This is a genomic window from Phenylobacterium sp. LjRoot219, assembly GCF_964252995.1.
Classification (GTDB): Bacteria; Pseudomonadota; Alphaproteobacteria; order Caulobacterales; family Caulobacteraceae; genus Phenylobacterium.
Map to the genome: position 1 here is coordinate 752,258 of NZ_CAXUQI020000002.1, position 23,567 is coordinate 775,824.

Genomic DNA, 23,567 nt, shown 5'->3' on the forward strand with positions numbered 1-23,567 from the left:
AGCGTCGGGGTTGCGAGGGTTCAAGACGCAATTGGCGGCCTTGCCTGGGCGTCTTGCATCGAACCGTTTGACTCCCGCCGCCGCACTGCTAACCATGTGGTTAGCGCCAGCCGCCAAGGGTTGCGAGCCAAGCTCACGACGGGCGAGCGGCGAGGGAGGAAGACGATGCAGAGCGTGGCCGAACTAGACCTTCCGCACCTCCCGGTGGAGGACCCCGCCTTCGCCGCCGATCCGGTGCGCTACTTCCGCGAGGCGCGGACGAAGCACCCGTGGTTGGCGAAGTCCAACATCGGCTTCATGATCCACGAGCTCACCGCCATCCGCGAGTTGCTCGGGCAGGATGAGAAGTTCCGCCCGGCCTATGACGGCATCGTCGATCAGATGGGCGCGCACGGCACGCCCTGGGGGCGGTTCACCGAGCAGCAGCTGATCTCGCTGCCGGTGGCGCAGCATCGGCTGCTGCGCGACGCCTTCGCCGCCAAGTTCACCCCGCGCTTCGCCAACCAGCTGCGGCCGATGATGCAGGCGTCCATCACCCGCTTGCTCGACGAATGGGCCCCCAAGGGAAGCTTCGACTTCGAGGAGTTCGCCTCCTACTTCCCGATCTCCAACATGTTCACCCTGGTCGGGGCGCCGATCGAGGAGATCCCCAGCATCCGCTCCAGTCTCGAGACACTGGGGCTGGCGTTCAGCATGGACAAGAGCCGGCTGCCAGCGATCTACGAAGCCTACGACCGGCTCGAGAATCTGGTCCAGCGGCTGATCGCCGAGCGTCGCGCCGACGTGGCAGGCGGCAATCCCGACGACCTGCTGCACCTGCTGATCAACACTGCCGACGAGGGCGGCGTCGATCAGCGGCAACTCGCCGACCTGATCATCTTCTTCTTCGTCGCCGGCTACGACACGTCGAAGAACGTGCTGACGCACACGATGTGGCTGCTGCTGCAAAACCCGGAGATGTACGAGCGCTGCGCCGTCGACGCCGACTACTGCCGCAAGGTGCTGGACGAAGGCCTGCGCTATTTCAATCCCGGCTCGGTGCCGCGCTTCACCAACGAAGACATCGTCTTCCGCGACGTGCTGCTGCCGAAGGACACGATGGTCTGGTTCAACCTGAACATCTCCGGCCGCGACGAAGGCGTGTTCGAAGATCCCGATCGGTTCGATCCGGATCGGCAGCTGCAACCGAACCAGCGCCACGTCGCCTTCAGCCTCGGCAAGCACATGTGCCTCGGCCAGTTCATCGCTCGCGCCCAGCTGCAGGAGGCGCTGCACCAGATCGCCCAGCGGCTGCGCAATCCCCGGGTGACCGGTGACTTCGGCTGGCGTCCCTATCCCGGCGCCTGGGGCATGAAGGGGCTGCCGATCGCGTTCACCCCGGCGGACAAGCCCGTCGAGGCCTGAGCGTGGTCCGGATCACCTATGTCGAAGCCGACGGGTGCGAGCACACGGTCGAGGTCAAGCTAGGCCTCTCCCTCATGCAGGGCGCGGTCTGGAACAGCGTGCCCGGCATCGTCGCCGAATGCGGCGGCAACTGCGCCTGCGGCACCTGTCGCGTCTATGTGGAGGAGCCCTGGCGCGACGTGACCGGCCAGGCGGCGGACATGGAGGAGGCGACCATGGAGGCGCGCGAGGATCCGCATCCGGGCAAACGCCTATCCTGCCAGATCAAGGTGACCGAAGACCTCGACGGGCTGGTGGTCCGCATGCCGCCGAGCCAGTTCTAGGGGTAGGCTTCGCTTCGGCGCGCCAATCGCGCGCTAGACAGGCGGCTAGCATTCCGCCAGCTTCAGGTCAGGAGCGTCGATCCATGCCGGTAATTCCAGCGCTGAAGCCGTTGTTCGACGCCATCGCCAGAATGGACGCCAGAACCGAGCTTCGGCCGCCGGCCGAGGCCCGCGCGGCGATGCACGCCGCGATGGAGCGCAACATCACCGGCTTCTATGCGCCGCACGAACCGCTGCCGCGCGAGCGCGATCACCGGGTGGCGGTCGACGGCGGCGCGATCACCGTTCGGCTCTATGCGCCGGCCGAGCCGGCGGGGCCGCTGCCATGCCACCTCTACCTTCATGGCGGCTCGTTCTGGCTTGGAACCCTCGACCATTTCGACCCGCTGTGTCGCGGCCTGGCGAAGGCGGCCGGGTGCATCGTCGCTGCGGTCGACTACCGCCTGGCGCCGGAGCACAAATTCCCGACGGCGCCCGAGGACTGCTACGCCGCCCTTTTGTGGATCGTCGAACACGCCGCCGAGCTGGGCGTCGACGCGTCGCGCGTCTCCGTCGGCGGCGTGAGCGCCGGCGGCAATCTCGCCGCCGTCGTCGCGCTGATGGCGCGCGATCGCGGCGGTCCGCCGCTGGCGCTGCAGGTGCTGGAAGTCCCCGTCACCGATCTCACCTCCGACGCGCCGCTGCGCGCGGCCGACGAGGGCGTGGTCTTGCCCAGCGACAAGCCGCAGGTCCGCCGCCGCTATCTGGCGGATGGCGTCGCCGATGCGTTGAATCCCTACGCCTCGCCGATCTTCGCCGCCGATCTCCGCAACCTGCCGCCAGCGCTGATCATGACCGCTGAGTATGACCCGCTGTGCGCGGAGGGGGCCGCCTACGCCCGGCGTCTCGTGGAAGCGGGCGTCGCCGTCGAGCATCACTGCTGGCAGGGCCAGTTCCACGGCGCCCAGCCATTGGCGGCGCTGATCCCGGCGGAAGCTGCGGCCTATGAGGCCGCGGTCGGACGCGCCCTGCGCTGGGCGTACTCCCCTCAAGGCGAATGAGGTCGGGTATGTTGATCGACCGTCGGACGCTTCTTCTCGCCGGCCTGCTTGGCCCGGTCATGCCCGCGCAGGCGAGCGATCGACACGCGCCCCATTGGGAGGCTGCGGCGGACGTGCCCTGGCCGGTGCAGGAGGTCTACGGCGCGGCCTTCAATGGCAAGGTCGTGATCGCCGGCGGCATGGCGCCCAGCGACGCCTCGCTGAAGGAGGTCAACCCGCAAGACCGCACCGGCGTCTATGACCCGGCCACGGGCCGGTGGCGCGAGGGACCTCGGTTACCCTTTCCGCGCCACCACCCAGCGCTCGCCGCGACGCGGGGACGGCTCTACGCGTTCGGCGGCTATCGTGTCACGGAGGCGGGAAGCTGGATCGCGACCCGGGACGTACTCGCCCTCGACGGCAAGGCCTGGACGGCTGCGCCCGAAATGCCTCGGTTCCAATGCGAGACCGTGGCGGTCGCCCTCGGGGGCCGCATACACCTCGCCAGCGGCCGAGCTCCGTCTGGAGAAGCCAACCGCCGCTGGACCGACCACGGCGACGTCGATCTCCACCAGGTGTTTGATACGAAGGACGGACGCTGGCGCCTCGCCGCGCCCTGTCCGTCAGCGCGCAACAGCGCGACAGGCGCGGTCATCGACGGGATGTTCTATCTGGCCGGCGGCCGGACGGTGCGGGGCGGCAACTCAGCCCAGCTCGACCGCTACGATCCGAAGACCGACCGGTGGGAAAAGCTACGGCCGATGCCACGGGCAGCCGGCGGGCTCGCAGGCGCAGCCGCGAACGGCAAACTCTACGTCTTCGGCGGCGAAGGTGGACGCGACGTGATTGCCGATTGCTGGGGCTATGACCCGGCGACGGACCAGTGGACGCCGGGGCCAGCGATGCGCACCCCGCGCCACGGCCTGGCCGCAGCGGCGGTGAACGGGCGCATCTACGCCGTCGGCGGCGGATTGAAGGTCTCCGGCGGTCAGGTCTGCGCGGTCAATGAGGTCCTGCTGACCTAAGCGTCGGCTTGCAAGCCCTGTCGGAAAAAGTTGCGCCGGGCGCGCTCCCACGAACGCCCGGCGCGATCGCCAGCTCGGGGGAGGATCGAGCCAGCGAATGCCCTGCCTTGTTCCCTGATCAGGCGTCGGTCGACGCCAGCCGCGAAAAGGCGCGCCGGGCGGCATGGCCGACCGGCGCGAGGAGATGGGACTTGTCGATCAGCGTGCACCGAACGCGTAGCGAAGGCTGACGCCGACCTCGCGCGGCGCGGTGTAGGCGCTGCGCACATAGCCGGAGGCGCCGGTCTGGGCCGCGTAGAAGGCTTCGACCGCCGAGGTTCGCAGCGGGTCGACGCCCTGGTCGGTGATCTCGTCCGTCTTGAGGGCGTTGCGCGCGAACAGCGAGACTTCCCACGCGCCGTCCTGGCTGCGCACCCCGGCGTAGAGGTTCAGCAGGCTGTACGGATTGATCGCCAGCGCCGGCGTCTGCCGGTTGTTCTCCGGGTAGTAGGTGAACAGGCCGCGGACGAAGCCGTCGACCTGGTCGGCCACCGGGCGAACGTACTCGGCCTGGATCGTCGCGTTCCACAGCGGGTTCTGCGACACCGAGCCGGTCGACTGGCAGAAGGCGAGCGCGGTGCCCGCCGCGCGGAAGTCCGCCACGGTCGGCACGCCGGCGTCCGGCACGCCGTCGAAGTTGGCGTCGCGGCAGGGGATCTGGTCGTTGTCGACCCGCCCGTCCGAGTAGCTGACGGCCGCCGAGATGTTCAGCTCCCGCGTCACCTGGAAGGCCGCGTCGACGTCGACGCCTTCGACCACGGCATCGGCGTTGGCGGTGATGTTGGTCGTCGCCACGCTGGCCGAGCTGCCGTTGGTGCTCAGGTAGGGCACCGGGGCGGTGCGGAAGATCAGGTCGTTGTAGGTCTGCCGGTACAGCGCCACGTTCAGGCGCGCGCGCCCGTCGAACAGGGTGGACTTGAAGCCCACCTCGTACGACCGCGAGGTTTCAGGCTGCAGGAAGATCACCGAGGCGAGCGCGGGATCGTTCTCGGCGTTGAACAGTCCGACCTGGTTCACGCCGCGGCGGAAGGAGGTCCCGTGGTTGGCGTAGACCAGGAAGTCGCGGCTGAAGCGGTGCGACAGCGAGACGTTGTAAATCGTCGGACGCTTGGTCGAGCGCCGCGCGAGGTCCTGGATCAGCCCGCCCGGCACCGGCGCGTCACAGAAGCCGGCGTAGCTGCTGGCCGAAAGCCCCGCCAATGCGCAGGGGACCGGGACCGGAAGCTGGACCGCGATGGTCCCCGGGGCGCTGGTGAGCGAGGTGCGATCGTTGGTGATGGAGACGATGTGCCGGAGGCCGGCGCTCAGCTCGGTGTTTTCTCCGAGGTGCGCGGTCAGGTTCCCAAAGAACGAGGTCTCCTGGTAGCTGTTCGGAACGTCGATCTGGGCCAGGACCTGGTAGCGCGGGTTGAACTGCGCCGGATTGAAGGTCCCGGGCGGGCCGAACGCACCCGGCAGGAAGGTGCCGGGTTGGCTGATCTGCGCCTCGGTGATGTACCACTGGTAGAAGGCCCCGACGGTGTAGTCGAGGAAGCGGCCGGGCGCCGGATCGGACGCCAGCCGGATTTCGTGCGTCGTCTGTTCCCGCAGCGTGTTGTTGCGCTGGAAGAATTCAACGCCAGGGACCAGGTCGCCGAGATCCTGCGCCGCCCGGCTGCTGAGTTTCATGTGGGAATATGAGCCCACATAGCTGAGGTGCTGACCGAAAACACGGGAGTCGAGCTGGGCGGTCACCACGTCCATGTGCTGGCGCAGATTGCTCGGTGCATCCTGGACGCCGACCCGATCGCTGGGCGCGATGGCCGGATTGCGCGCGTTGCCCGGGCCGGTGACCTGGGTGAAGCTGTCGAGCTTCTTGTCCAGGTGCTGCCAGACGATGTTGGCGTTGATGGCGTCGTTCGGCTCGAAGCTGACACTGGTCCGCACGGCGCTGGTCACCTGGCGCGGAGCGACGCCGCTGTGGATGCTGTTCACGCCGTCGAAGTCGTCCTGGTCGAGCAGGCCCGCGACGCGCACCGCCAGCATGTCGCGGATCAGCGGCACGCTGATCGCGCCCTGGACGTTGCGGCCATGCTGGTCGGTCGCCGTGACGCTGCCGTAGCCGCCGATCTCCGACAGGTTCGGCTTGCGCGTGGTCAAGGTGATCGCGCCAGACGGGGCGGCGACGCCGCGGGTCGTGCCCTGCGGGCCGCGCAGCACTTCGATCTGGCCGATGTCGAACATCGACTGGAACAGGAAGTTGGTCTCGACCGGCGCATCGTTGAGGTACATGGCGACGGTCGGGTCGGCCCCGGAGACCACGTCGAAGGTGACGCCGCGCAGCGAGGCGCCGGACTGGTAGCCGGTGTTGCTGCTGGCCAGCGTCAGGCCCGGAACGACCGACTGCACGTCGTCGAACTTCTGGATGCTCAGCTTGTTGAGGGCGTCCGAGGTCACCGCGTTCACGACCTGCGGCACCTGCTGCAGGCTTTCCGAACGCCGGCGCGCCGTGACGACGATCTCGCCCAGGGTGCTCTCGGGCGCGGCTTCGACGGCCGGTTCGGCCGACGGTTGCGCCTGCGCCGCGGCAGCCTGCGCCATCGCCAGCAGGCTCGCGCCCGCCAACGCGCCATAAACAATCTTCTTCAATCTACCCTCCCGATCAAATTCGATCATACGAACGCGTGCGCCGACGCCGGCTGCGGGGAGGCAGCCGTTGCGCTTGCGACGCGGCTTAAGAGACGTTCACCTCATGGGCCGGCCGCTTTCGGCGGCCGACCCTGGGGCTTATGTTGTCGTTCGCCGTCTTACTGCGGCGTCAGTTGCGCCAGCTCGGCGTCGAGGGCGTCGAGCGCCTCGGTCGTGAACTGGCCCGGTGCGAACTTCTGCACCGTGCGCAGGGCCATGCCCTTGGCCATGCCCATGCGCGGGTCGCTGGAGACGCCCGGGAAATGCTTGTCGAGCACCGCCTTCGCGGCGGGATCGGCGAGCAAGGCGCCCAGCTTGGTCTCGGCCGTCGAGTAACCACCGGCCGCCTTGGCCGGTGCGGCCGCCTGGGCCTGTACCGCCGGCGCGGCCGGAGTCCGGGCGACAAAGCCCGCCGCCGGAGTCAGCTTGAGGTCTAGCTCCGCCAGACCGCGGATGATGAAGCTCGGCTCATAGTCGAGGTTCCGCGCGCCGCGCGGCCCGTGCTTGGTCTCGTCGAAATCAATGTTCGAGGTGTATTCGAGGAATTTCTCGAGGATCACCCGGACCTCCACGCGCGCCAGCGGCGCGCCGGCGCAGACGTGCTTGCCGCGGCCGAAGCCGACATGCTCCTGGACGCGCGGACGCTTCAGCACCAGCGCCTGCGGGTCCTCCCAGCGGCGCGGATCGCGGTTGGCCGCCGAGAGCGCGACCAGCACCTTGGTGCCGGCGGGGACCTTGAGGTCGCCGATCTTGGTGTCCCGTCGCGCGAGGCGTGCGGTCTGCTTGGTGGAGCCTTCGAGGCGCAGCACTTCCTCGAGGAACGCCGGGATCAGCGACGGATCCTGGCGCAGCTGGTCCTGCAGGCCGGGCTGGTCGACGATGTACTTCATCGAGTTGCCGAGCAGCTTCGCGCTGGTGTCCTGGCCGGCGCCGAACAGGAAGGTCGCAAGACGCACGATCTCCATCAAGTCCGGGGTCGAGCCGTCCGGGAACTTGGCGTTGGCCAGTTGCGACAGGACGTCGTCGCGCGGGTTGGCCCGCCGATCGGCGACGTACCCCGCGAAGTAGGAGCCCATGACGACCAGCGGATGGTCTTCCGCCGAGAAGTCGTTGGCGCCGTCCAGGCTGCCGGGCGGCGGCGCGTTCTCGATCGCATCCATGAAGATCTTGCGGTCGCCGGCCGGCACGCCGAGCAGGTCGGCGATCACCAGGGTGACGAACGGCGTGGCGATCGTCTTGATCAGCTCGACGCCGCCGTTGGCGACGGCCTCGCTGACCAATTCGTCGGAGTATTCGGCGATGAACTTCTCGTTCGCCTTCAGCCGCGACGGCGTGAACAGGTGGCTGAGCAGCGCGCGCGACATCGTGTGCTGCTGGTCGTCGTAGTTGACCAGCAGATCGCCGCCGAGGATCTCGTGCCGGTGGGCCTCGACCTGGTCCTTGATGTCCGAGCCCTCAGGCTTGAACGGCAGCGGGGCGGCCGCGCCAGCCACGCCGATGATGGCCGAGAAGTCCTCGTGATTTTTCAGGATCTCGAGGGTCTCTTCAAAGCCGGTGACAATCAGGTAGTCGCGCCCGGGGGGCTGATAGATCGGCCCTTTCGCCCGGACGGCTTCGAAAAAGGCGTAGGGATCCTTCAGGATCTCGTAATCGGTGAAGTAGTCGCGCTCTTCGAGGGCCTGCATTTGGGTCTCCGGCTCAGGGGCCAGGCGCCCGGCGGACCCGCCGGGCGGATTCGTGGGATGGGTTCAGTCGGCTTGGGCGATGGTGACGCGCAGCCCGGCGAGCTCGTCGCTGAGCCGGATCTGGCAGGAGAGCCGCGAGCGCTCGTTGCGGTCGCTGGCCCCGTCGAGCAGATCGTTCTCGTCCTCGCTCATCGACGGCAACTTGTCGGCGAACGCCGGGTCGACGTGCACATGGCAGGTCGCGCAGGAGCAGACGCCGCCGCACAGCGCCAGCAGCTCGTCGAGCCCGGCGTCCCGGATGGCCTCCATCACGCTCAGGCCGGTCGCCGGCTCGAGCGTGCGCGTTTCGCCTTCACGCGTCGTGACGATCAGTTGGGGCATCTCGATACGCACTCTTCAAACGCGGCCTGCAGCCCGTGCGCGCAAGCCAGTTTCGGGACGGGGCGGGGCCCCGAGCGGACCGCGCTAGACACCCGACTAGCGCGCTAGACGAGTGCATAGCGCCGGCCCCTCTGGGCCGTCAACCCCGGAAGAATGCGATCGGCTTGCTCGGCCTCGGCAGGCGCTGTTGACGTGATCGGCGAGCGGGCGAAGCCCGCCTCCGGCTCAGTCGAGGTCCTGGGGCGGGCCGTAAGCCTTGCCGTCGATGGTGGTCGTCAGCACGCCCTCCCACGACATCGACATGCCGGAATCGTAGATGAAGAGCCCCGGGCCGGTCGTCCTCTTGGTCGCCTGCTGGACGCCGCTCGACCTCAAGTCGGATTGCAGGACGACTCTCGGCTTCGGACCGTCGGCGAGCGCCTGGCTCTCCGTGCCGTTGATGACGTGCGAGCCGTCGTCCGTGTAGTCGCTGTAGGCGACCGACACCGAGCTGAGGCCGGATTGGTCGGGAAGCGCCTTGACCTCGACCTTGGCCGTGCCGTTGACGCGTCCCTGCATCGTGTAGGAACCCGCCGGGATGTGCGGCCGCTTCGGCAGGGGATCACCCGGCCGGTAGGGCACGCCCCAGGGCACGTCGTCCGAAATCGGGGCCACGCGGGTCACCGGCTGCGGCCGCCGAATGGGCAGGGTCGCCAGCATCAGCCGGGTCCGTCGGCCGCCGGGTTCGGTGGAGATGGGGCATGGAGCCTGGTGGCTTCCGCCACAGGCGGGCGCGGTCGCCAAGGCCTGCCAGTAGACGACCTTGGTTCCGTCCGGCGCCCAGGCCGGATCGGCCCGGCCGTTCCAATTCGGGTCGCTGGGGCTGCCGGGCGTGCCCGGCCCGGCGTTCAGCTGCTGACCATGGTAGTCGCCGCGGTCGCCGTAACGGTCGATCAGGAACGGCTGGAAGAAGCGCCGATGGGCCACGCGCCAGCCGTGGGCGGGCAGGCCGACGTTGACCATATCGGTAAGCGGCGGGACGCCGCGCATGCCGGCGTACCAGTTGTACCGCTCGCCCTGGCGGGCATCCATGACGACGTTCCAGCGGTCGTCAGCGGACATCTTCATCGGGTCGGTGTAGGCCGGATCCGCCGTCAGCCGACTGGAGTCGCCGGTCGCCAGACTGGTCAGGTAGCCGTCGAAGTTGCCGGACTCGTCGAAGCCGACGCCGATCGCCGAGCGGCCGTCGCCCGACCACCCGCGGAACTCGCCGATGACGTAGCGCGGCTCCGTGCGCAGGAGCCGGGTCGGGTTTTGCGGATCGACCTGAAAGGGAAACTCCGTCGTCGGCCCGACGAGCCAGGTCACCTGCTCCAGTTCGTAGCGCGGCGCCAGCGGCGTCCCGGTCTTGGGCGCAGGATTGAAGACCAGACGGCCCATCGCGGCGTACTGGCCGAAATGCGGCTGGAAGAAGAGGTGGCTCCACCCGAGGTGCACGCCGTCCGGATTGAGGCGCAGTTCACGCATGCCGCCGCCCGGTCCGGCGCCGTCGGCCGACATGTTCCAGCGGATCGGATGGATGCGTACGCGGTCCGGCGTGCAGGCGGCGTCCGTCAGCTTGTACGGCGTGCAGTCGACGACATTCGTGCCGGCGAGGATGCGCTTGTCGTCCGGGAAGGCCTGCGGGTGGTCGAGCAGGATGTGCGTGGCGCCGGACGGGCCCCCGTCGCCGCGGCTCCTGTTCGCGCCGACCGCGTTCGCCGCGGGGACGCCGCAGGTCAGGCACTTCCACGCGTCGCCATTGGCGAAGCGCCCGCCGTCGGTCTTCACCGCGATGACCTGGACGCCGCTGTAGATGCTCGCGGCCGCCGGCTCAGCCGGCGCGCCGGCGAAGTTGATGGCCAGCAGGACGTGCCGGCTGTCCCACATGTAGGCCGGGCCCTCGAGAATACCCTGGTCGCTGCCGTCGATGCATCCGGTGCCGCGCGGGTTCGTCGCTGTCGAACAGGCGCCCTGCTCGGAGGAAGGCGCGGTCGGCGGCAACGGCAGCGTGGTTACGTTGATAGGCTCTGGGCGCGGCGGCGGCGGGGTTTTCGCGACCTGGGGCCGGCGGCTGACGCCTTCGCCCGGGGCGGCGACCGCAGTCTGGACCGCAGCGCCAGCTAGTAGGGCGACGAGCAGCGCCGCGCTGAAGGCCGAGTTTGTCCGCACGGTCTTTCTCCGGTTTTAGATCGAAACAGAAATCACTGCTGCAGCGGCGTTGCGCCGCTCGGGGCAGCCCGCTAGCGGCAGGCGGCGTTGGCAGCCTTGGGGACGGCGACGAAGGTGATGCTGGCGGGGGCCAGCTCCAGGACTCCCTTGCCGGCCTTCGACGGCTTAAACTGCGGTAGCCTGTCGCCCGGCAGCATCGCCAGCGGGCGGCCGTTCAGCTTCACCGTCTTGCTCTGCAGATCGTCGGACGTCAGCGTGTAGCGCTCAGCCGCCGAGCCGAGCTGCAGTTTCGCCGGCGCGCCCTTATCGAGATTGATCGCCACCAGGGCGACGCCGCCCGGCTTGTCGCGCAGACAGTGGGCGTAGACGTGCAGGCCGGGCTGGTTCGGGCCGGCGTCCAGCACGGTCTCGCCCATCAGTCGACGCCAGAGCAGCGCCGCCCAGTAGCTCGGCCGCGGCTCGTGATTGGCGTCGTCGATCAGGGCGTAGTCGCTGGCCGACAACGTATTGTGGAAGATCGCGTCGGCGCCGCGCTTGGCCAGCCGGCCCATCTGGTCGACGTAGCGGAAAGTGTCGAGGAAGGTCGCCGCCCACTGATCGCCGCCGCAGGCGGCCTGCGCCATCTCGGTGATCCAGATCGGCGCGCCCGGCGCGTGACGATCCCGCAAGCCCTTGTAGTGGTCGAACACCACGTCCGCGCGCATCAACCAGGCTTCGGACAACGCCTGGTCGGGCGTCGTCCCGGCGCTCTTGTCCATCGCCGAGCACCGCTTCGAGACCGTGCCGTAGAAGTGGTAGGAGAAGACATCGAACTGCGGCCGCGGCGACGCCGTCATCATCTGCTCGGTGCTGGGCTGGCCCGGAACCTTCGGAAACACGACGAAGCCCGCTTCACCGGTGGAGCCGGGACCAACGGTCTTGATCTCCGGCGCGTCGGCCTTGAGGAAGGCGGTGAAGACCGCGATGTCCTGGGCGAACCGCGTAGCGTCGTAATTCTTCGGCAGGCCGACCATCGGCCCGACGTTCGGTTCGTTGATCAGCTCGGCGGCGTAGATCGAGCCGCCCAGGGCGCGGGTGTAGTTGACCATCCGGCGCGCCTGGTCGGGGTTCCAGGTCCCGTCTGCGTCGCGCGCACCGGCGCTCACCGGGAACGAGACCACCAGCTCGCCGTCGACCGCCTTGGTGAAGTCGACCACGCCCGCCCACTGCGGACGCGTCAACACGCCTTGGTAGCCGGCCGGCGGCTTCTCCGGCGGTGGGCTGTCGCTGTCGTGGAAATAGGTCGAGTTCTGCCAGGCGCCGCTGACCCGCACATAGGCCGGGCCGAGCGCCCTGGCGAGGACCCGCAGACGCCTGTCGCCCTTCAGGTCCAGCGGCTCGCGCTTCTGGAACATGGCGCCGGCGATGTCGACACCGCCGCTCTTCTGGCCATCGGCCTGGGCCGGTTCGGCGTCTGGCGTCGGGTAGGGCGCCCAGAAGCGTCCGCCGACCACCTCAACGGTCTCGACATTGTAGGACTGGAAGCGCGCGTCGACCTTGCCGGTGGCGGGCAGGGCGCCTGGCGCGACCGTCGCCTCAGCAGCCAGGCTCGGGACTGCGCAGAACCAGGCGGCGAGGAGCCCGGCGGCGGAGGACATCATGTTCGCACGTCGGTCAGCCATTGATTTCCTCTTCCGCCCCGAATTGCGGTCGGCAGTATGCGACGCGCCGTTGCGTTAGCCTTGATATTGAATATTTCGAAAAACGAAAGTGAATCTCTTGTCAGGCGCCGCGCGCCGTCCGTCGAAGCGTCACTTGAGTTCGATCAGGGCGACCCCCTCCGGGGGAAGCTCCAGCACCAGTTCGCCGCCAGCGCCGAGCTTGCGGATCTCCGGAGCCGGCAGCTCCGCCGCGGCACGGATCTTCCCCAGCTGGTCGGGCGTCGGGTATTGCGGCGAGCCCAGCGCGCGCCAGGTCGGATAGGGTGAGCCCCGTTCCTGGTCGACGAAGGTGACCTTCACGTTCTGGCCCGGCTTTGCGCCCTTGAGCGTCACCTGCAGGCGCTTGGCCTGACCGGTCACCTTGCGCTCGCTCCGCGCGCCTGGGATGCCGGCCGGCTGCAGCACCTCAGCCAGGTTCCAGACCATCACCGCGGCGCCGCTCTGGCCGCGCGCGGCCAGCGCCGGCCCGGTGGCCTCCAGCTGGCGTTCGCCCAGCCGGTGCATCAGCTTGAAGGTGTTGAACGCTGGCCGTACGACGCCGCGCTGGGACATCAGCCCCCAGCCGTTGTCGCCTTCCTTGAAGAGGTAGTCCGGTACGAAGACCTCCTCGAAGGTCCCGCTCAGCTGCCAGTAGGACATGCCGTCGCAATAGGGCAGGCAGCCCTTGATGATGTGGGCGATCATCGCCGGGCTGTCGGAGGACCATTCGCTGAGCCACAGCTCCGCTTTCGGGAACTTGCTGGCGGCGATCTGCTCGCGGACCTTCTTCATCGCCGCGGGAATGACGTCGTTCTGGCTGTAGAGGCCGGCTTGGCCGAACATCTTCTCCTGCTTGTCGCCGGCGTAGATGTGGGTGCCGATGAAGTCGACCGGCAGGTTGTTCTTGGCGCAGAAGTCCAGGAATTCCGGAATCCATTGGATCGCCGAGGTGGACGGTCCGCCGACCTTCAGCGCCGGATCGACGCCCTTCAGCGCCGTCACCGTAGTGCGGTAGAGTTCGAAGTAGTCGGCCTGGGTCCCCGACCAGAAGAAGGGCAGGTTGGGCTCGTTCCAGACCTCGAAATACCACTGGCGCACCTCGGTCGCGCCGTAGCGGCCGATCAGGTGCCGAGCGAACTCGGCGACGAGAGCGCCCCAGTCGGCGAGCGACGTCGGGGGCGTGATGTTGGCGCGATAGGTGCCGAAGGTGCGCGGACCGCTGGCCAGCTGCGTCGGCATGAAGCTGAGCTCGACGAACGGCCGCAGCCCCATCTCCATCAATCCGTCGTAGATCGCGTCGACGTTCTGGAAGTTCGGGCCGCGCATCGTGCGGCCAAGCGCGCCCTTCGGCGCCACCCCGACCTCGTCGTCGAAGATGCCGTGGAAGCGGACGCGCTGGACGCCGAGCTCGTTCCGCACGCGCCGGGCGTCCTTGCGCCAGTCCTCGCGCAGGGTGACGCCCGCGCGGTCCGACCCGACGGACTGCTCCCAGACCCGCCGCAGCGGACCGACCTCGCGCCGCAGATCGACCTCGACGGCTTCGACCGGGGCCTGGGCTCTCGCGCCGCCGCCGAAGGCGGAGACCGCGAGCAGGGAGGCGCCGGAGCCCATGATCTGACGACGGTTCAAGGTCGATCTCCTGACAGCAGAACTAGATATCAAGTGCGGGGCCGCCGAGCCGCTCACGCGAGCCGGGCGATCACCTGCGGCAGATCCGCGGTCGTGACGATCCCGGGCCGGGCGGCGCACACGTAGGGGATCGCATTGACCGGCCGGTGGGCCGTCAGCCGGGGCAGGGTGGTCTGGCGCTCCGCGAGCGGGATCGGGAAGCTGATCGTGACGTCGAGCGGCGTGTCGCCTTCGACCGTCACCCGCCAGCCGTCGTCGCGCAGGTCCCAGCGGGGCTCCAGATCCGTGGTGACGAACCAGTTGGAGCGGAAGCGCAGCAGCGGTTTGCCCTTGTGCAGTCCGGTGACCACGTGGCGCTGGGCGCCGACGGAGCCCGCCGCGATGGTCGTCTTGTGAAGCTTGGTCGGCTGACGCGTGAGCGCGAACTCGCTGGTCACCTCGAAGCGCTCGATCGGCAGGCCGAGCGCATCGCCGAGCACGGCGAGCGAATGGCCGAACACCGCGTCACGTTCGGGGTGCTGGCGTTGCGAAAAGACCTCGGCGGTCTCACCGAAGCCCATGATGTTCAGCAGCATCTCTTCCGAGCAGCCGTCGATGCAGTTGGCGAACTCGTCGATCATCAGCAGGTCCAGCCGACGCGCGATCGAGGTCAGCACGATGGGCAGGGCCTCGGTGATGAAGCCCGGACTGCTGCCGCTGGAGTGGATCGAACTTCCGCCGCGCCGGCAGGCGGCCTCGAGCCGGTCGCGGACCGTCGGGTCCATCGTCGCGGGATTGAAGAAGTCCGCCCGGGTCGAGACGATGTTGGCGCCGCTTTCGAGCACGCGGCAGACCTCATCGAAATCGGTGCTCTCGGGCATGTAGAGGACGCAGTCCGGCTTCAGCGCCAGGATGGCCTCGACGTCGCGCGTCGCGGCGACGCCGGTCGGCGGCAGGCCGCACAGTTCGCCAGCGTCCTTGCCTTCCTTGGCGTCCGAGTAGACCCGGACGCCCACGAGCTCCAGCTGCGGGTGGGAGACGACAGCGCGCATGGCGCATGCTCCAACGGTGCCGGTCGCCCACTGGACGACCCGAAGCGGTTTGCCGATCGGCTCTGCAGTCATGCCGTTCCTCCCTGATGATTTGTTGTGATCCGGCGTCAGCCTGGCGCCTGCCGGGGAAGACGGCTCAGCCGGCCGTGATCCCCTTGTCGATGCTGATGCAGGCGCCGTGGTAGCCCTCGGCGGCTGGCGAGGCGAGGACGGCGATCATCTCGGCGACCTCCTCCACCTCGACCATGCCGCGCAGGCCAGTGAAGCGGGTGATCAGCGAGAAGTCCGCGTCATCCGGCATCTTCATGCCGTTGACGATGCCGGTCATCATCCCGCCTGGCGCGACCGCGTTGAAGCGGATCGGCTGGTGCGCATATTCCATGGCCAAGGCCTTGGTCATGTGCGTCAGGCCGGCCTTGGTGGCGCAGTAGGCCGCCAGATAAGCCTCGCCGACGAAGGCCGCCGAGGACGTCACATTGACCACCGCGCCGTTCGCTTCGAGCAGGTGCGGGATCGCCGCCTGGATCAGGTGGAACGGGCCGGTCAGATTGATCGCCAGCGTCTTCTCCCAGTCGGCGGACGTCATCTGCGGCGTGTGGGCGAAGACAAGGATCCCCGCCACGTTGCACAGCGCGTCCAGCCGGCCGAAGGCGTCCAGCGTCGCGGTCACCGCCATGCGGCAGCTGTCGGCGGATGAGATGTCGGCCGGATGGGTCACGGCGCGGACGCCGAGGGTGCGCACCTCAAGGCCGGCCTCCTCGAGGCCGGCGGCGTTGATATCGACAAGACAGACGTCGGCGCCAGCGCGCGCAAGCTTCAGCGCAGTCGCCCGCCCTAAGCCGGAGGCGGCGCCGGTCACCAGCGCGGCGCGGCCCTTCATGTCGCTGGGCTGGGGCATGGAGTTCTCCTGATCGGCGCTGGAACGCGCGCTGAATGCTCTCCCGAGTTCGCGCTAGACAGTCGACCAGCAAATTCGCTAGACGAGTGAATAGCGCCCTCTGAGTGAGGGCGTCAAGCGATGACCTCGCACGCTTTTGATCTATAATGACGGGAAATGAACGAAGCGACGTGTGGCGCCTCGAAAGGACGCGGCCACCACGGCCTAGCCGAGCTGTTCGAGTATCAAGTTGGAGGCCCGCGATCATGAGCACTGTTGCGGAGTACCGCGCCCGTGCCGCTGAGGCGGAGATGATCGCCAGGCAAATGAGCCGGCGCGATCACAAGGAAGAGGCGCTGAAGCTGGCCAGGGATTGGTCGCGCCAAGCGGAAGACCTGGAGCGGCAAGAGCGTGAGCGACGGCGGTGATCGCCCCCAACGGCCGGCCGACGGCGATCAAATCTGGAACCTGACATGAAGCGACCGGCCCGGCTCACCCGAAGCGCGCTCGCCCTCAGCGGCGGTGCATTGGTCATGGTCCTCGCCACTGGCGCGGAGCTGCCCGGCGCCGCGCATGACTACGGCTTCGTCGTCACGAGCATGAGCCTGCAGTTCTACAAGGGCGACGAGAAGATTGACTGCCCCGACGGCCGCTCCCCCGGCACGCGGGACGCCTTCCTGGCCGCCCAGCCGCCGACTGAGCGGGCGCGGCTGCTGAAGCCGGAGAACGCGGCCGAGCTCGATCGACGCTACAAGCAAGACTACGTCTTCGGCCCAGGCGGCCGGGACATCTGCACCAACGCGGATCTGTTCGACACGCCAGACCGGATTCTGCAGAAGCCGGTTCAGAGCAAGATCGGCCCCGGCATGGATCTGGACGGGGCCACCGGTCCGCAGCCGGCGCCGGGAACCTGCGCGCATGACAGCTTCACCAGCCCGGCCGGCGAGCAGGGGGTCGACAACCAGTTCTTCCGGACGATCGCGTGCAACACCTTCTGGCGCGGCGTCGGCGAGAGCCTGGGAGACGCCGCGGGCGAGCTGTACTGGACGGAGAAACCCGTGGTGGTCGTCGTCCGCGGCGTCGAGAACTGGTCCAATGACTCATCCGTCGAGGTGATCTTCGCCGCCTCGCCAGACCTCCCGCCGAGGGACGCAGCGCAAAAGGTGGTCGACGGTGGCAGTCTGTCGATGACGACCAACGCCCGCCATCGCGTGGTCGTGAAGGGACGCATAGACGACGGCGTGCTGACGACCACGCCGGCCAACCTCCGGCTCCCGCGCAACTGGGTCGGCGCGAGCGGCGGAGAGTTCATCCTCAATCACGCGCGCATCCGGGTTCGGCTGAACGACCAGGGCGAGCTTGTCGGCGAAGCGGGCGGCTACCGGCCGATCGACAACGCCATCGGCGTATTGCGTGTCGGCGGCCCAGGCGTGGCCAACACCGCCGGCGTCGAGTGCGCCTCGATCCGCAAGACGCTCCGGGTCCTCGCCGACGGCGACCGCGATCCGGCGACCGGCCAGTGCACCTCGGTCTCCACCGGCCTGGGCTTCCGTGCGAAAGCCGCGTTCGTCTTCGACCAAGGTCGACTGGCGGGCGCGCCCGCCGCCGCATTGCGTCCCGCCGGCTAGCGCGACGAGGACCTGACATTCGAAGGGAGAAGGCCAATGTCTCGCTCGTCGCCAAGTGCGCACCGTGTCGCCGCAGCGCTGGATTTCATCGCGGCGCGACCGGGCCGGTCCTTCACCCTGAGCGATCTTGCGCGGGCCCTGAGGCTCAGCCCGGCGACCTGCCACGCCTTGCTCGTGAGCCTTGTCGAGGTGGGCTACCTCTATCGCGCGAGCGACAAGGCCTATGTCCTGGGCCCTGCCCTGTTGCAGATCGGCCGGACCGCGGCGGAGCATGCGTCGCCGCTCCAGATCGCCAAGCCGGAGATGCGCGCGCTGGCCGACGAGTTCGAGGCGATCTGCTCGGCATTTGTCCGCGACCAGGACGAGGTGATCGTCCGCGAGCGCGCCACCTCTGCGGCGCACCTCGGGTTTTCGACGCCGCTCGGCGCCCGGCTGCGCCTGCGCGCGCCGTTCAGCGCGAGCTTCTACGCCTGGTCGCCGGGGGAGGCGGAGGCCTGGCTCGACAGCTCGTCGCCGTCACCGACGGTGGAGCAGCGTGACCTGATGCGCAGATCGATGGCGTTCGCGCGCGAGCACGGGTTCATTTTCAATATTCGCAATCCGGCCGTCGCGGTGGCGACGCCCGAGGAAACCTTCGCGGCCGAGCGCAACGAGTTCCCGATCGCGGCGCCGGGCGAGCTCGATCCTGATCGCGACTACATGCTCGCGGCGTTGAACGCGCCGGTCTTCGCCGGCCCAGGCCGCGTGGCCTTCGTGCTGGGCCTGATGGGCTTCTCGGGTTCCGTTCCAGGGCGCGAGGTCGAGCGGATCGGGCGCAGACTGCGCGACGCCTGCGACCGCCTCACGGCCTTCATCGCCGGCAGCGCAGCCGTGCCTGGCGGCGTTGTTCAGCCGGTGTGAAGCGGGACGGCGATTTTCCATGGTCCCCACGGACCTTCCGGAGTTCGGCTTCTTCAAGCGCGAGCTTTCGCGGACTGTCGGTAAGGGATGGCAGACCGTAGGGGGCGGCGGTCTCAATCCGCAGCTAAGAACTCCTTGGCGGCCTCGCGTACAGCAGAGGTTAGGTCGTCGATGAGGCGAGACGTGATGCGGAGGTGCTGCCAGAACAGTGGCACGTCCACCCGCACGCGGGGGTCGAGGTCGATGAGCCTGCCCGATGCGAGCAGAGGAGCCGCCAGCGTCTCTGGCGTAACGGACCAACCCAGGCCGGCGAGGGTCAGGTCTAGAAAGCCGCGTGTCGACGGCACCCAGTGTGTCGGCGCCTTCACGGCGGCGCCGACCGAAGTCACAGCCCAACGGTTCTGCAGCTCATCGCGAGGATCAAAGCGCAGGACTGGCGCTCGGGCCAAGGTTTCTTTCGTCACTCCCCCACCGAAGTACCTCGTCGCGTACGCGGGGCTTGCAGTAGCAATGTAACGAAGTGCACCGAGGGACACGGTCCGGCAGCCCTGTACTGTCTTGCCCGTGGTGGTGATCGCAGCCAGCACTTCCCCGGAACGCAGTCGCTCCGCAGTGTGCGCTTCGTCGTCCAGCATCAGGTCCAGTGTTGCGTCGCTCGATCCCGCGAACCGAGCGGCTGCGGCCGGAAACCAAGTCGCCAGGCTGTCGGAGTTAACGGCGACTTTCAGCGGTGGGCGGTGCGCGTCAGGGGCTCCGAGCAGGCCAGGAGCGTGAACCACTAGATCTTGCTCCAGGAGCGAGACCTGGTCGAGATGCGCAGACAGGCGCGCGCCGGCTGCGGTCGCTGTACAAGGCGAGCCGCGCACGACGAGCGGCACGCCAAGCCGCTCTTCGAGGCCTTTTACCCGCTGAGACACCGCAGACGGCGTGACGCCAAGCTGAAGCGCCGCGGCTTCGAAAGATCCGGTACGAATGACGGCGGCGACGGCCGCGATGGCAGGGTAGTCGAGCAAATTAGGGGTGCTAATCCTGGCTTAGTGGAATGAGTTTCACTTCATGCTCTGGATCGCCGATCCAGCCAATATGCAGACCACCACGTTCCTTCAGGGCTTCGCCGTGTCAGCGCCGCTCATTATGGCCATCGGCGCGCAGAACATCTTCGTCTTGCGGCAAGGGGTGCTCCGCCAGCACGTCCTCCCGATCGTGGCCTTCTGCTCGACCATGGACGCGCTCCTTATCGCCAGCGGCGTAGGCGGTCTCGGCGCAATCCTTGGGGCTGCGCCGGCTCTGAGGCTCATCATGGCGCTCGCAGGGGCCGCCTTCTTGATCTGGTATGGTGTCGGAGCGGCAAGCCGCGCCGCGAATCCCGGAGCGCTGGACGCAAGCGGGGCGCTGGACGTGTCCGGACTTGGCTCCGCCCTGGCGCGCGCGGCCGCTTTCACCCTGCTCAATCCACACGTCTATCTCGATACCGTGCTGCTGGTCGGATCCATCGGGGCGGCTCACCCGCGCGTCGATCAGCCGACCTTCATCGCTGGAGCCGCTTCGGCGAGCGTCCTCTGGTTCGCCAGCCTCGGTTTCGGCGCGCGCCTGCTCGCGCCCTTCCTGTCGAAACCGGAGGTCTGGCGCGGGATCGAGGCGACCGTCGCGATCATGATGTTCTTCATCGCCGCCAAGCTGCTCCTTGGAGCGACACAGATCATGATGGGCTAGGCTCCCGCAGCCCTGACGGAGGACGCATGTACACGCCGCCTGCCTTCGAGGAGGCTCGACCTGAGCGCCTTCGCGATCTGATCCGAGGCTATCCGCTCGCCACGCTCGTCACGGCCGGGCCGGGCGGCTTGACGGCCAACCTTGTGCCGTTCGTCTTAGCTGAGACTGAGGGCGGCGATGTGCTCCGCGCTCACATGGCCAGGGCCAATGACCAGGTTGCAAGCCTTCGGGAGGCTGCTGAGGCTCTGGTGATCTTCCAGGGGCCGCAGGCGTACATCACGCCCTCCTGGTACGAGACCAAAAAGGTGCATGGGAGAGTCGTGCCGACGTGGAACTACGTCGTGGTGCAGGTCTGGGGAAAGCCGCAGCTCATTGCCGAGCCGGACTGGCTTATGGCGCAGATCGATCACCTGACCCGGAACCAGGAAGCTGGACGCTCCGAGCCATGGGCCGTCACCGACGCTCCTGAGAGCTACATCGCCAGTCAACTCCACGCGATCGTCGGGCTCGAGATCCCCGTCGCTCGCATCGAGGGCAAGTGGAAGGTCAGTCAGAACCAACCTGAGCCCAATCGGCAGGGCGTGATCCGCGGACTGCGCGAGGCTGCCGCAGAGGACATGGCAGCGGTCGTTGCGGACAGTGTGCGTGGCGTCTGACGGCGCCTGCTCCGGCTCCCAATTATCTCTCCCTGATCAAAGGGAAGGTGGCGTCATCCTCAAGTGGGGAAAGCGCCACCTCGAAGTAGTCCCGACACTGGCGCTGTGCAGATCCCAGCCGCGTTCGCGGAACCGGGGCCTCGCAGCACCTTGGGCGTCGACTACTGCCCGCCGCCGTCGCAGCTCCACTCTTAAGTGGTAAGGGCGTCACGTCTAAGTGGTCCCGACACCCATCATCCGTGCCGCGGCCAGCGGCGGAGGCTCGTTGCGCCAGCGCTGGTGGTTCGCCGCGGCGTTTTGCGCGATGCGAAGCCAGGCGGCCTCGCTATTGCCGCTCAGCCTCATGTTGAACTGGGCGGCGGTGCGGAACTCGAGCACCTCCACGCCGTCCGGTCCGGCCGAATACTGGTAGTCGCCGCCGGCCGGGATGAAGAAGCCGTCCCCGGCGCGAAGGACCTCCGTCCCAAGGTGCGCCTCTCCGGAGATCACGTAGTAGGCGCAGTCGGCGTTGTGGCTGTGCCGCGGCAGGATGAAATCGGGCTTGAACCAGCTGTAGGCCACGCTGAGGCCCAGGGCCTCGTCGGCGAACAGCACCTTCACGAAGGCGCCGATCTGCTCCTCCGGACTGGTGGGCCCCGACATCGCCAAGGCGTCCGTCTCGCTGACGTTCTCCAGCGGCATCATGTCCGTGCCCAGCGCCACTGCGTCCGTCGCGCGGAAGATCCGCATTCGCCGGTTCGGCTGATCGCCGACGTCGACGTCTGCATGGTCCGATGCGCTCGACATGTTCGCCTCCTCTCGCGGCGGGACGCCGCATAACGGTGCTTGTTGACACCATGCCAAGGTCAAGCAATAGCTACTCACCGTAGCGTTTATTGACGCGCGCCGCCAGCTCTTCCCGATCGCGCTTCATGGAAGCGCTCGGTGGGCAGTCGAGGTCGGCCGCGCCGAAGACGCCAAGCAGGCGCTGTCGAAACAACGATGGCCGCAAGGGAGGCGTTGAAGGTGTCTGGAAGTCGCTCGAGGATCACGTCGGCCGGGCTACTGCGATCCACTGCGGTGGTGGTGCTGGCCGGCGCGGTGATCGCCACCGCGGCTTTTGGGCCCAACGTTAATCAGCTGGCGCGCGCCGCCGGCGGCGAGCCGGCGACCGTCGGCGGAAGCCCCGGGTTCCGCAGGCTGAACGAAGGCCAGTATGTCCGCACGATCGAGCAGGTCTTCGGTCCCGGCTTGAAGGTTCCGGGCCGTTTCGATCCGCCGCTGCGCGAGCAGGGCCTGATGGCGATCGGCGACGGCAAGGTGGTGGTGTCGGCGTCGGGCATCGAACAGTACGAGTTGCGGGCCCGCGAGATCTCGGCCCAGGTCCTGTCGCCGGGCCGCCGGGATGAGGTCCTGACCTGCGCGCCGAAGTCGCCGGAGGCGTTCGACGCGCCCTGCGCGACTAAATTCTTCGAGAAGTATGGCCGTCTGCTGTACCGCCGGCCGCTCTCGCCGAGCGAGGTGAGCTCGGTCCTGGCGGTCGCCAGCGCCGCAACCGGCCAGAGCCGCAGCTTCTACACCGGCCTCGAGGCGGGATTGTCGCGCCTGCTGGCGTCGCCGAAGTTCATCTTCCGCGTCGAGCACGGCGAGGCGGATCCGCAGACCACCGGCGCCGAGCGCCTCGACGCCTACTCGCTGGCGTCGCGCATCAGCTTCCTCCTGTGGGACGCCCCGCCCGACGCCGAATTGCTCGACGCGGCCGCGCGCGGCGATCTCTACGACCGGACGAAGCTCGAAGCCCAGGTCGACCGCCTGATCGCCTCGCCGCGTTTCGAGCAGGGCGTGCGCTCCTTCTTCTCCGATATGTTCGGGTACGAACATTTCGCGGGCCTGACCAAGGACCAGTCGATCTACCCGAAGTTCAGCTCAGACCTGGCGAAGGACGCCCAGGAGCAGGCGCTGCGTACCATCGTCGATCTCGTGGTCACGCAGAAGGGCGACTACCGCGACCTGTTCACGACGAAGAAGACCTTCATCAACCGCAGCCTCGGCGCGCTCTACAAGGTCGCCGTCGACGAGAGCGCGATCGGCGGCTGGACGCCCTACACCTTCGCCGCCAGCGACCCGCGTGGCGGAATCCTCACCCTGCCGGGCTTCCTCATGCTGGATCCCACGCACGAAGGGCGAAGCTCGCCGACGATCCGAGGCAAGAACGTCCGCGAGCTCTTCCTCTGCCAGCAAATTCCCCAGCCGCCGGCCAACGTCGACTTCTCGGCGGTGCAGAACACCGCCGACCTCATGCACAAGACCGCGCGCGAGCGGCTGGCGATCCACGTCGAGGACGCCTCGTGCGCAGGCTGCCACAAGCTGACCGATCCGATCGGCCTGTCGATGGAGAACTACGACGCTGTCGGCGCCTTCCGCGCGCGTGAGAACGGCGCGCCCATCGATGCGAGCGGCACGTTCGACGGCCAGTCGTACCGGGACGTGATCGGTTTGCAGATGCTGCTGCGCAATAACCCGACCGTGCCGGCCTGCCTGGTGCAGCGCACGTTCGAATACGGCGTGGGCCGGCCGGTGACGCCGTCGGAGCTGAAGTGGCTGGACTATGCGGCGGAGCGCTTCGCCGGCGACAAGTACCAGGTCCCCGCCCTGATGCGGCGGATCGCGACCAGCCCGGCGTTTCGCTCGGTCGCATCCGAAGCGGCGCCGGCTGACGTCCGCGTTGCGGCGGCCCACTAG

At 68.1% G+C, this 23,567-nt stretch carries 20 protein-coding genes; 10 read left to right on the forward strand and 10 right to left on the reverse strand.

From position 1 onward, the window contains the following. The first annotated feature begins 165 nt into the window (after positions 1-165). The 4 genes from ACSQ14_RS21565 to ACSQ14_RS21580 all read left to right on the forward strand — a co-directional run bounded on the left by ACSQ14_RS21565 (position 166) and on the right by ACSQ14_RS21580 (position 3,771). A complete protein-coding gene (locus ACSQ14_RS21565) occupies positions 166-1,404 on the forward strand; it encodes a cytochrome P450 (protein WP_436016343.1) in 1,239 nt (412 codons plus the stop codon). A gap of 2 nt (positions 1,405-1,406) precedes the next feature. Then, complete coding sequence (locus ACSQ14_RS21570) at positions 1,407-1,727, forward strand: 2Fe-2S iron-sulfur cluster-binding protein (RefSeq protein WP_436016345.1); 321 nt, start codon at positions 1,407-1,409, stop codon at positions 1,725-1,727. Positions 1,728-1,810: 83 nt separating this feature from the next. Then, positions 1,811-2,767, forward strand: coding sequence for an alpha/beta hydrolase (locus ACSQ14_RS21575; RefSeq protein WP_436016347.1), 957 nt, complete (start codon positions 1,811-1,813; stop codon positions 2,765-2,767). 8 nt (positions 2,768-2,775) lie between these two features. After that, positions 2,776-3,771 (forward strand): Kelch repeat-containing protein, encoded by a 996-nt coding sequence (locus tag ACSQ14_RS21580; protein ID WP_436016349.1) that lies wholly within the window; start codon positions 2,776-2,778, stop codon positions 3,769-3,771. Positions 3,772-3,969: 198 nt separating this feature from the next. Here ACSQ14_RS21580 and ACSQ14_RS21585 read toward each other — a convergent pair whose 3' ends face one another. From ACSQ14_RS21585 to ACSQ14_RS21620, 8 genes are all read right to left on the reverse strand, one after another. Continuing rightward, the gene (locus tag ACSQ14_RS21585) at positions 3,970-6,438 is read right to left on the reverse strand and encodes a TonB-dependent receptor (RefSeq protein WP_436016351.1); all 2,469 of its coding nucleotides are present in this window, start codon (positions 6,436-6,438) and stop codon (positions 3,970-3,972) included. Positions 6,439-6,596: 158 nt separating this feature from the next. Continuing rightward, positions 6,597-8,162: a cytochrome P450 gene (locus ACSQ14_RS21590; RefSeq protein ID WP_436016354.1), complete on the reverse strand. Its 1,566-nt coding sequence runs from the start codon at positions 8,160-8,162 to the stop codon at positions 6,597-6,599. Between the two features lie 63 nt (positions 8,163-8,225). After that, positions 8,226-8,543: a 2Fe-2S iron-sulfur cluster-binding protein gene (locus ACSQ14_RS21595; protein ID WP_436016356.1), complete on the reverse strand. Its 318-nt coding sequence runs from the start codon at positions 8,541-8,543 to the stop codon at positions 8,226-8,228. 225 nt (positions 8,544-8,768) lie between these two features. Continuing rightward, on the reverse strand, positions 8,769-10,733 hold the full coding sequence (locus tag ACSQ14_RS21600; RefSeq protein ID WP_436016358.1) for a hypothetical protein: 1,965 nt from the start codon (positions 10,731-10,733) through the stop codon (positions 8,769-8,771). A 71-nt stretch (positions 10,734-10,804) separates the two neighbouring features. Next, positions 10,805-12,394, reverse strand: coding sequence for a hypothetical protein (locus ACSQ14_RS21605; protein ID WP_436016360.1), 1,590 nt, complete (start codon positions 12,392-12,394; stop codon positions 10,805-10,807). A 129-nt stretch (positions 12,395-12,523) separates the two neighbouring features. Then, positions 12,524-14,041, reverse strand: coding sequence for a GH39 family glycosyl hydrolase (locus tag ACSQ14_RS21610; protein WP_436016362.1), 1,518 nt, complete (start codon positions 14,039-14,041; stop codon positions 12,524-12,526). A 53-nt stretch (positions 14,042-14,094) separates the two neighbouring features. Further along, a complete protein-coding gene (locus ACSQ14_RS21615) occupies positions 14,095-15,144 on the reverse strand; it encodes an NAD(P)H-dependent amine dehydrogenase family protein (RefSeq protein ID WP_436016366.1) in 1,050 nt (349 codons plus the stop codon). 64 nt (positions 15,145-15,208) lie between these two features. Beyond that, the gene (locus ACSQ14_RS21620) at positions 15,209-15,970 is read right to left on the reverse strand and encodes an SDR family NAD(P)-dependent oxidoreductase (protein WP_436016368.1); all 762 of its coding nucleotides are present in this window, start codon (positions 15,968-15,970) and stop codon (positions 15,209-15,211) included. A 245-nt stretch (positions 15,971-16,215) separates the two neighbouring features. On the opposite strand from ACSQ14_RS21620, the gene ACSQ14_RS21625 reads away from it, so the two are divergent. Genes ACSQ14_RS21625 through ACSQ14_RS21635 form a run of 3 tightly spaced genes read left to right on the forward strand, consistent with a single transcriptional unit; the run spans position 16,216 to position 18,477 of the window. Beyond that, the gene (locus ACSQ14_RS21625) at positions 16,216-16,377 is read left to right on the forward strand and encodes a hypothetical protein (protein WP_436016370.1); all 162 of its coding nucleotides are present in this window, start codon (positions 16,216-16,218) and stop codon (positions 16,375-16,377) included. 45 nt (positions 16,378-16,422) lie between these two features. After that, complete coding sequence (locus ACSQ14_RS21630) at positions 16,423-17,577, forward strand: hypothetical protein (RefSeq protein WP_436016372.1); 1,155 nt, start codon at positions 16,423-16,425, stop codon at positions 17,575-17,577. Positions 17,578-17,613: 36 nt separating this feature from the next. Next, positions 17,614-18,477 (forward strand): IclR family transcriptional regulator, encoded by an 864-nt coding sequence (locus ACSQ14_RS21635; protein ID WP_436016374.1) that lies wholly within the window; start codon positions 17,614-17,616, stop codon positions 18,475-18,477. A 113-nt stretch (positions 18,478-18,590) separates the two neighbouring features. Here the strand turns inward: ACSQ14_RS21635 and ACSQ14_RS21640 are convergent, their stop codons facing one another. After that, positions 18,591-19,490, reverse strand: a complete 900-nt coding sequence (locus ACSQ14_RS21640) for a LysR family transcriptional regulator ArgP (RefSeq protein WP_436016376.1) — start codon at positions 19,488-19,490, stop codon at positions 18,591-18,593. A gap of 43 nt (positions 19,491-19,533) precedes the next feature. Here ACSQ14_RS21640 and ACSQ14_RS21645 point away from each other — a divergent pair, with 43 nt between their 5' ends. After that, entirely contained in the window at positions 19,534-20,190 is a 657-nt protein-coding gene (locus ACSQ14_RS21645) for a LysE/ArgO family amino acid transporter (protein WP_436016378.1), read from the forward strand. A 26-nt stretch (positions 20,191-20,216) separates the two neighbouring features. Next, positions 20,217-20,846, forward strand: coding sequence for an FMN-binding negative transcriptional regulator (locus ACSQ14_RS21650; RefSeq protein ID WP_436016380.1), 630 nt, complete (start codon positions 20,217-20,219; stop codon positions 20,844-20,846). A gap of 213 nt (positions 20,847-21,059) precedes the next feature. Here the strand turns inward: ACSQ14_RS21650 and ACSQ14_RS21655 are convergent, their stop codons facing one another. Then, positions 21,060-21,632 carry a cupin domain-containing protein gene (locus ACSQ14_RS21655; RefSeq protein ID WP_436016382.1) on the reverse strand — a complete coding sequence of 191 codons (573 nt, stop codon included), beginning with the start codon at positions 21,630-21,632 and terminating at the stop codon, positions 21,060-21,062. A gap of 219 nt (positions 21,633-21,851) precedes the next feature. On the opposite strand from ACSQ14_RS21655, the gene ACSQ14_RS21660 reads away from it, so the two are divergent. Beyond that, positions 21,852-23,567: a DUF1592 domain-containing protein gene (locus tag ACSQ14_RS21660; protein WP_436016384.1), complete on the forward strand. Its 1,716-nt coding sequence runs from the start codon at positions 21,852-21,854 to the stop codon at positions 23,565-23,567.

Excerpts from the sequence above, each read along its gene's own strand:
- ACSQ14_RS21565 (WP_436016343.1), top strand. The coding sequence starts at position 166 with ATGCAGAGCGTGGCCGAACTAGACCTTCCGCACCTCCCGGTGGAGGAC.
- ACSQ14_RS21575 (WP_436016347.1), top strand. The coding sequence starts at position 1,811 with ATGCCGGTAATTCCAGCGCTGAAGCCGTTGTTCGACGCCATCGCCAGA.
- ACSQ14_RS21580 (WP_436016349.1), top strand. The coding sequence starts at position 2,776 with ATGTTGATCGACCGTCGGACGCTTCTTCTCGCCGGCCTGCTTGGCCCG.
- ACSQ14_RS21590 (WP_436016354.1), bottom strand. The coding sequence starts at position 8,162 with ATGCAGGCCCTCGAAGAGCGCGACTACTTCACCGATTACGAGATCCTG.
- ACSQ14_RS21595 (WP_436016356.1), bottom strand. The coding sequence starts at position 8,543 with ATGCCCCAACTGATCGTCACGACGCGTGAAGGCGAAACGCGCACGCTC.
- ACSQ14_RS21605 (WP_436016360.1), bottom strand. The coding sequence starts at position 12,394 with ATGGCTGACCGACGTGCGAACATGATGTCCTCCGCCGCCGGGCTCCTC.
- ACSQ14_RS21615 (WP_436016366.1), bottom strand. The coding sequence starts at position 15,144 with ATGACTGCAGAGCCGATCGGCAAACCGCTTCGGGTCGTCCAGTGGGCG.
- ACSQ14_RS21620 (WP_436016368.1), bottom strand. The coding sequence starts at position 15,970 with ATGCCCCAGCCCAGCGACATGAAGGGCCGCGCCGCGCTGGTGACCGGC.
- ACSQ14_RS21625 (WP_436016370.1), top strand. The coding sequence starts at position 16,216 with ATGAGCACTGTTGCGGAGTACCGCGCCCGTGCCGCTGAGGCGGAGATG.
- ACSQ14_RS21630 (WP_436016372.1), top strand. The coding sequence starts at position 16,423 with ATGAAGCGACCGGCCCGGCTCACCCGAAGCGCGCTCGCCCTCAGCGGC.
- ACSQ14_RS21635 (WP_436016374.1), top strand. The coding sequence starts at position 17,614 with ATGTCTCGCTCGTCGCCAAGTGCGCACCGTGTCGCCGCAGCGCTGGAT.
- ACSQ14_RS21645 (WP_436016378.1), top strand. The coding sequence starts at position 19,534 with ATGCTCTGGATCGCCGATCCAGCCAATATGCAGACCACCACGTTCCTT.
- ACSQ14_RS21650 (WP_436016380.1), top strand. The coding sequence starts at position 20,217 with ATGTACACGCCGCCTGCCTTCGAGGAGGCTCGACCTGAGCGCCTTCGC.
- ACSQ14_RS21655 (WP_436016382.1), bottom strand. The coding sequence starts at position 21,632 with ATGTCGAGCGCATCGGACCATGCAGACGTCGACGTCGGCGATCAGCCG.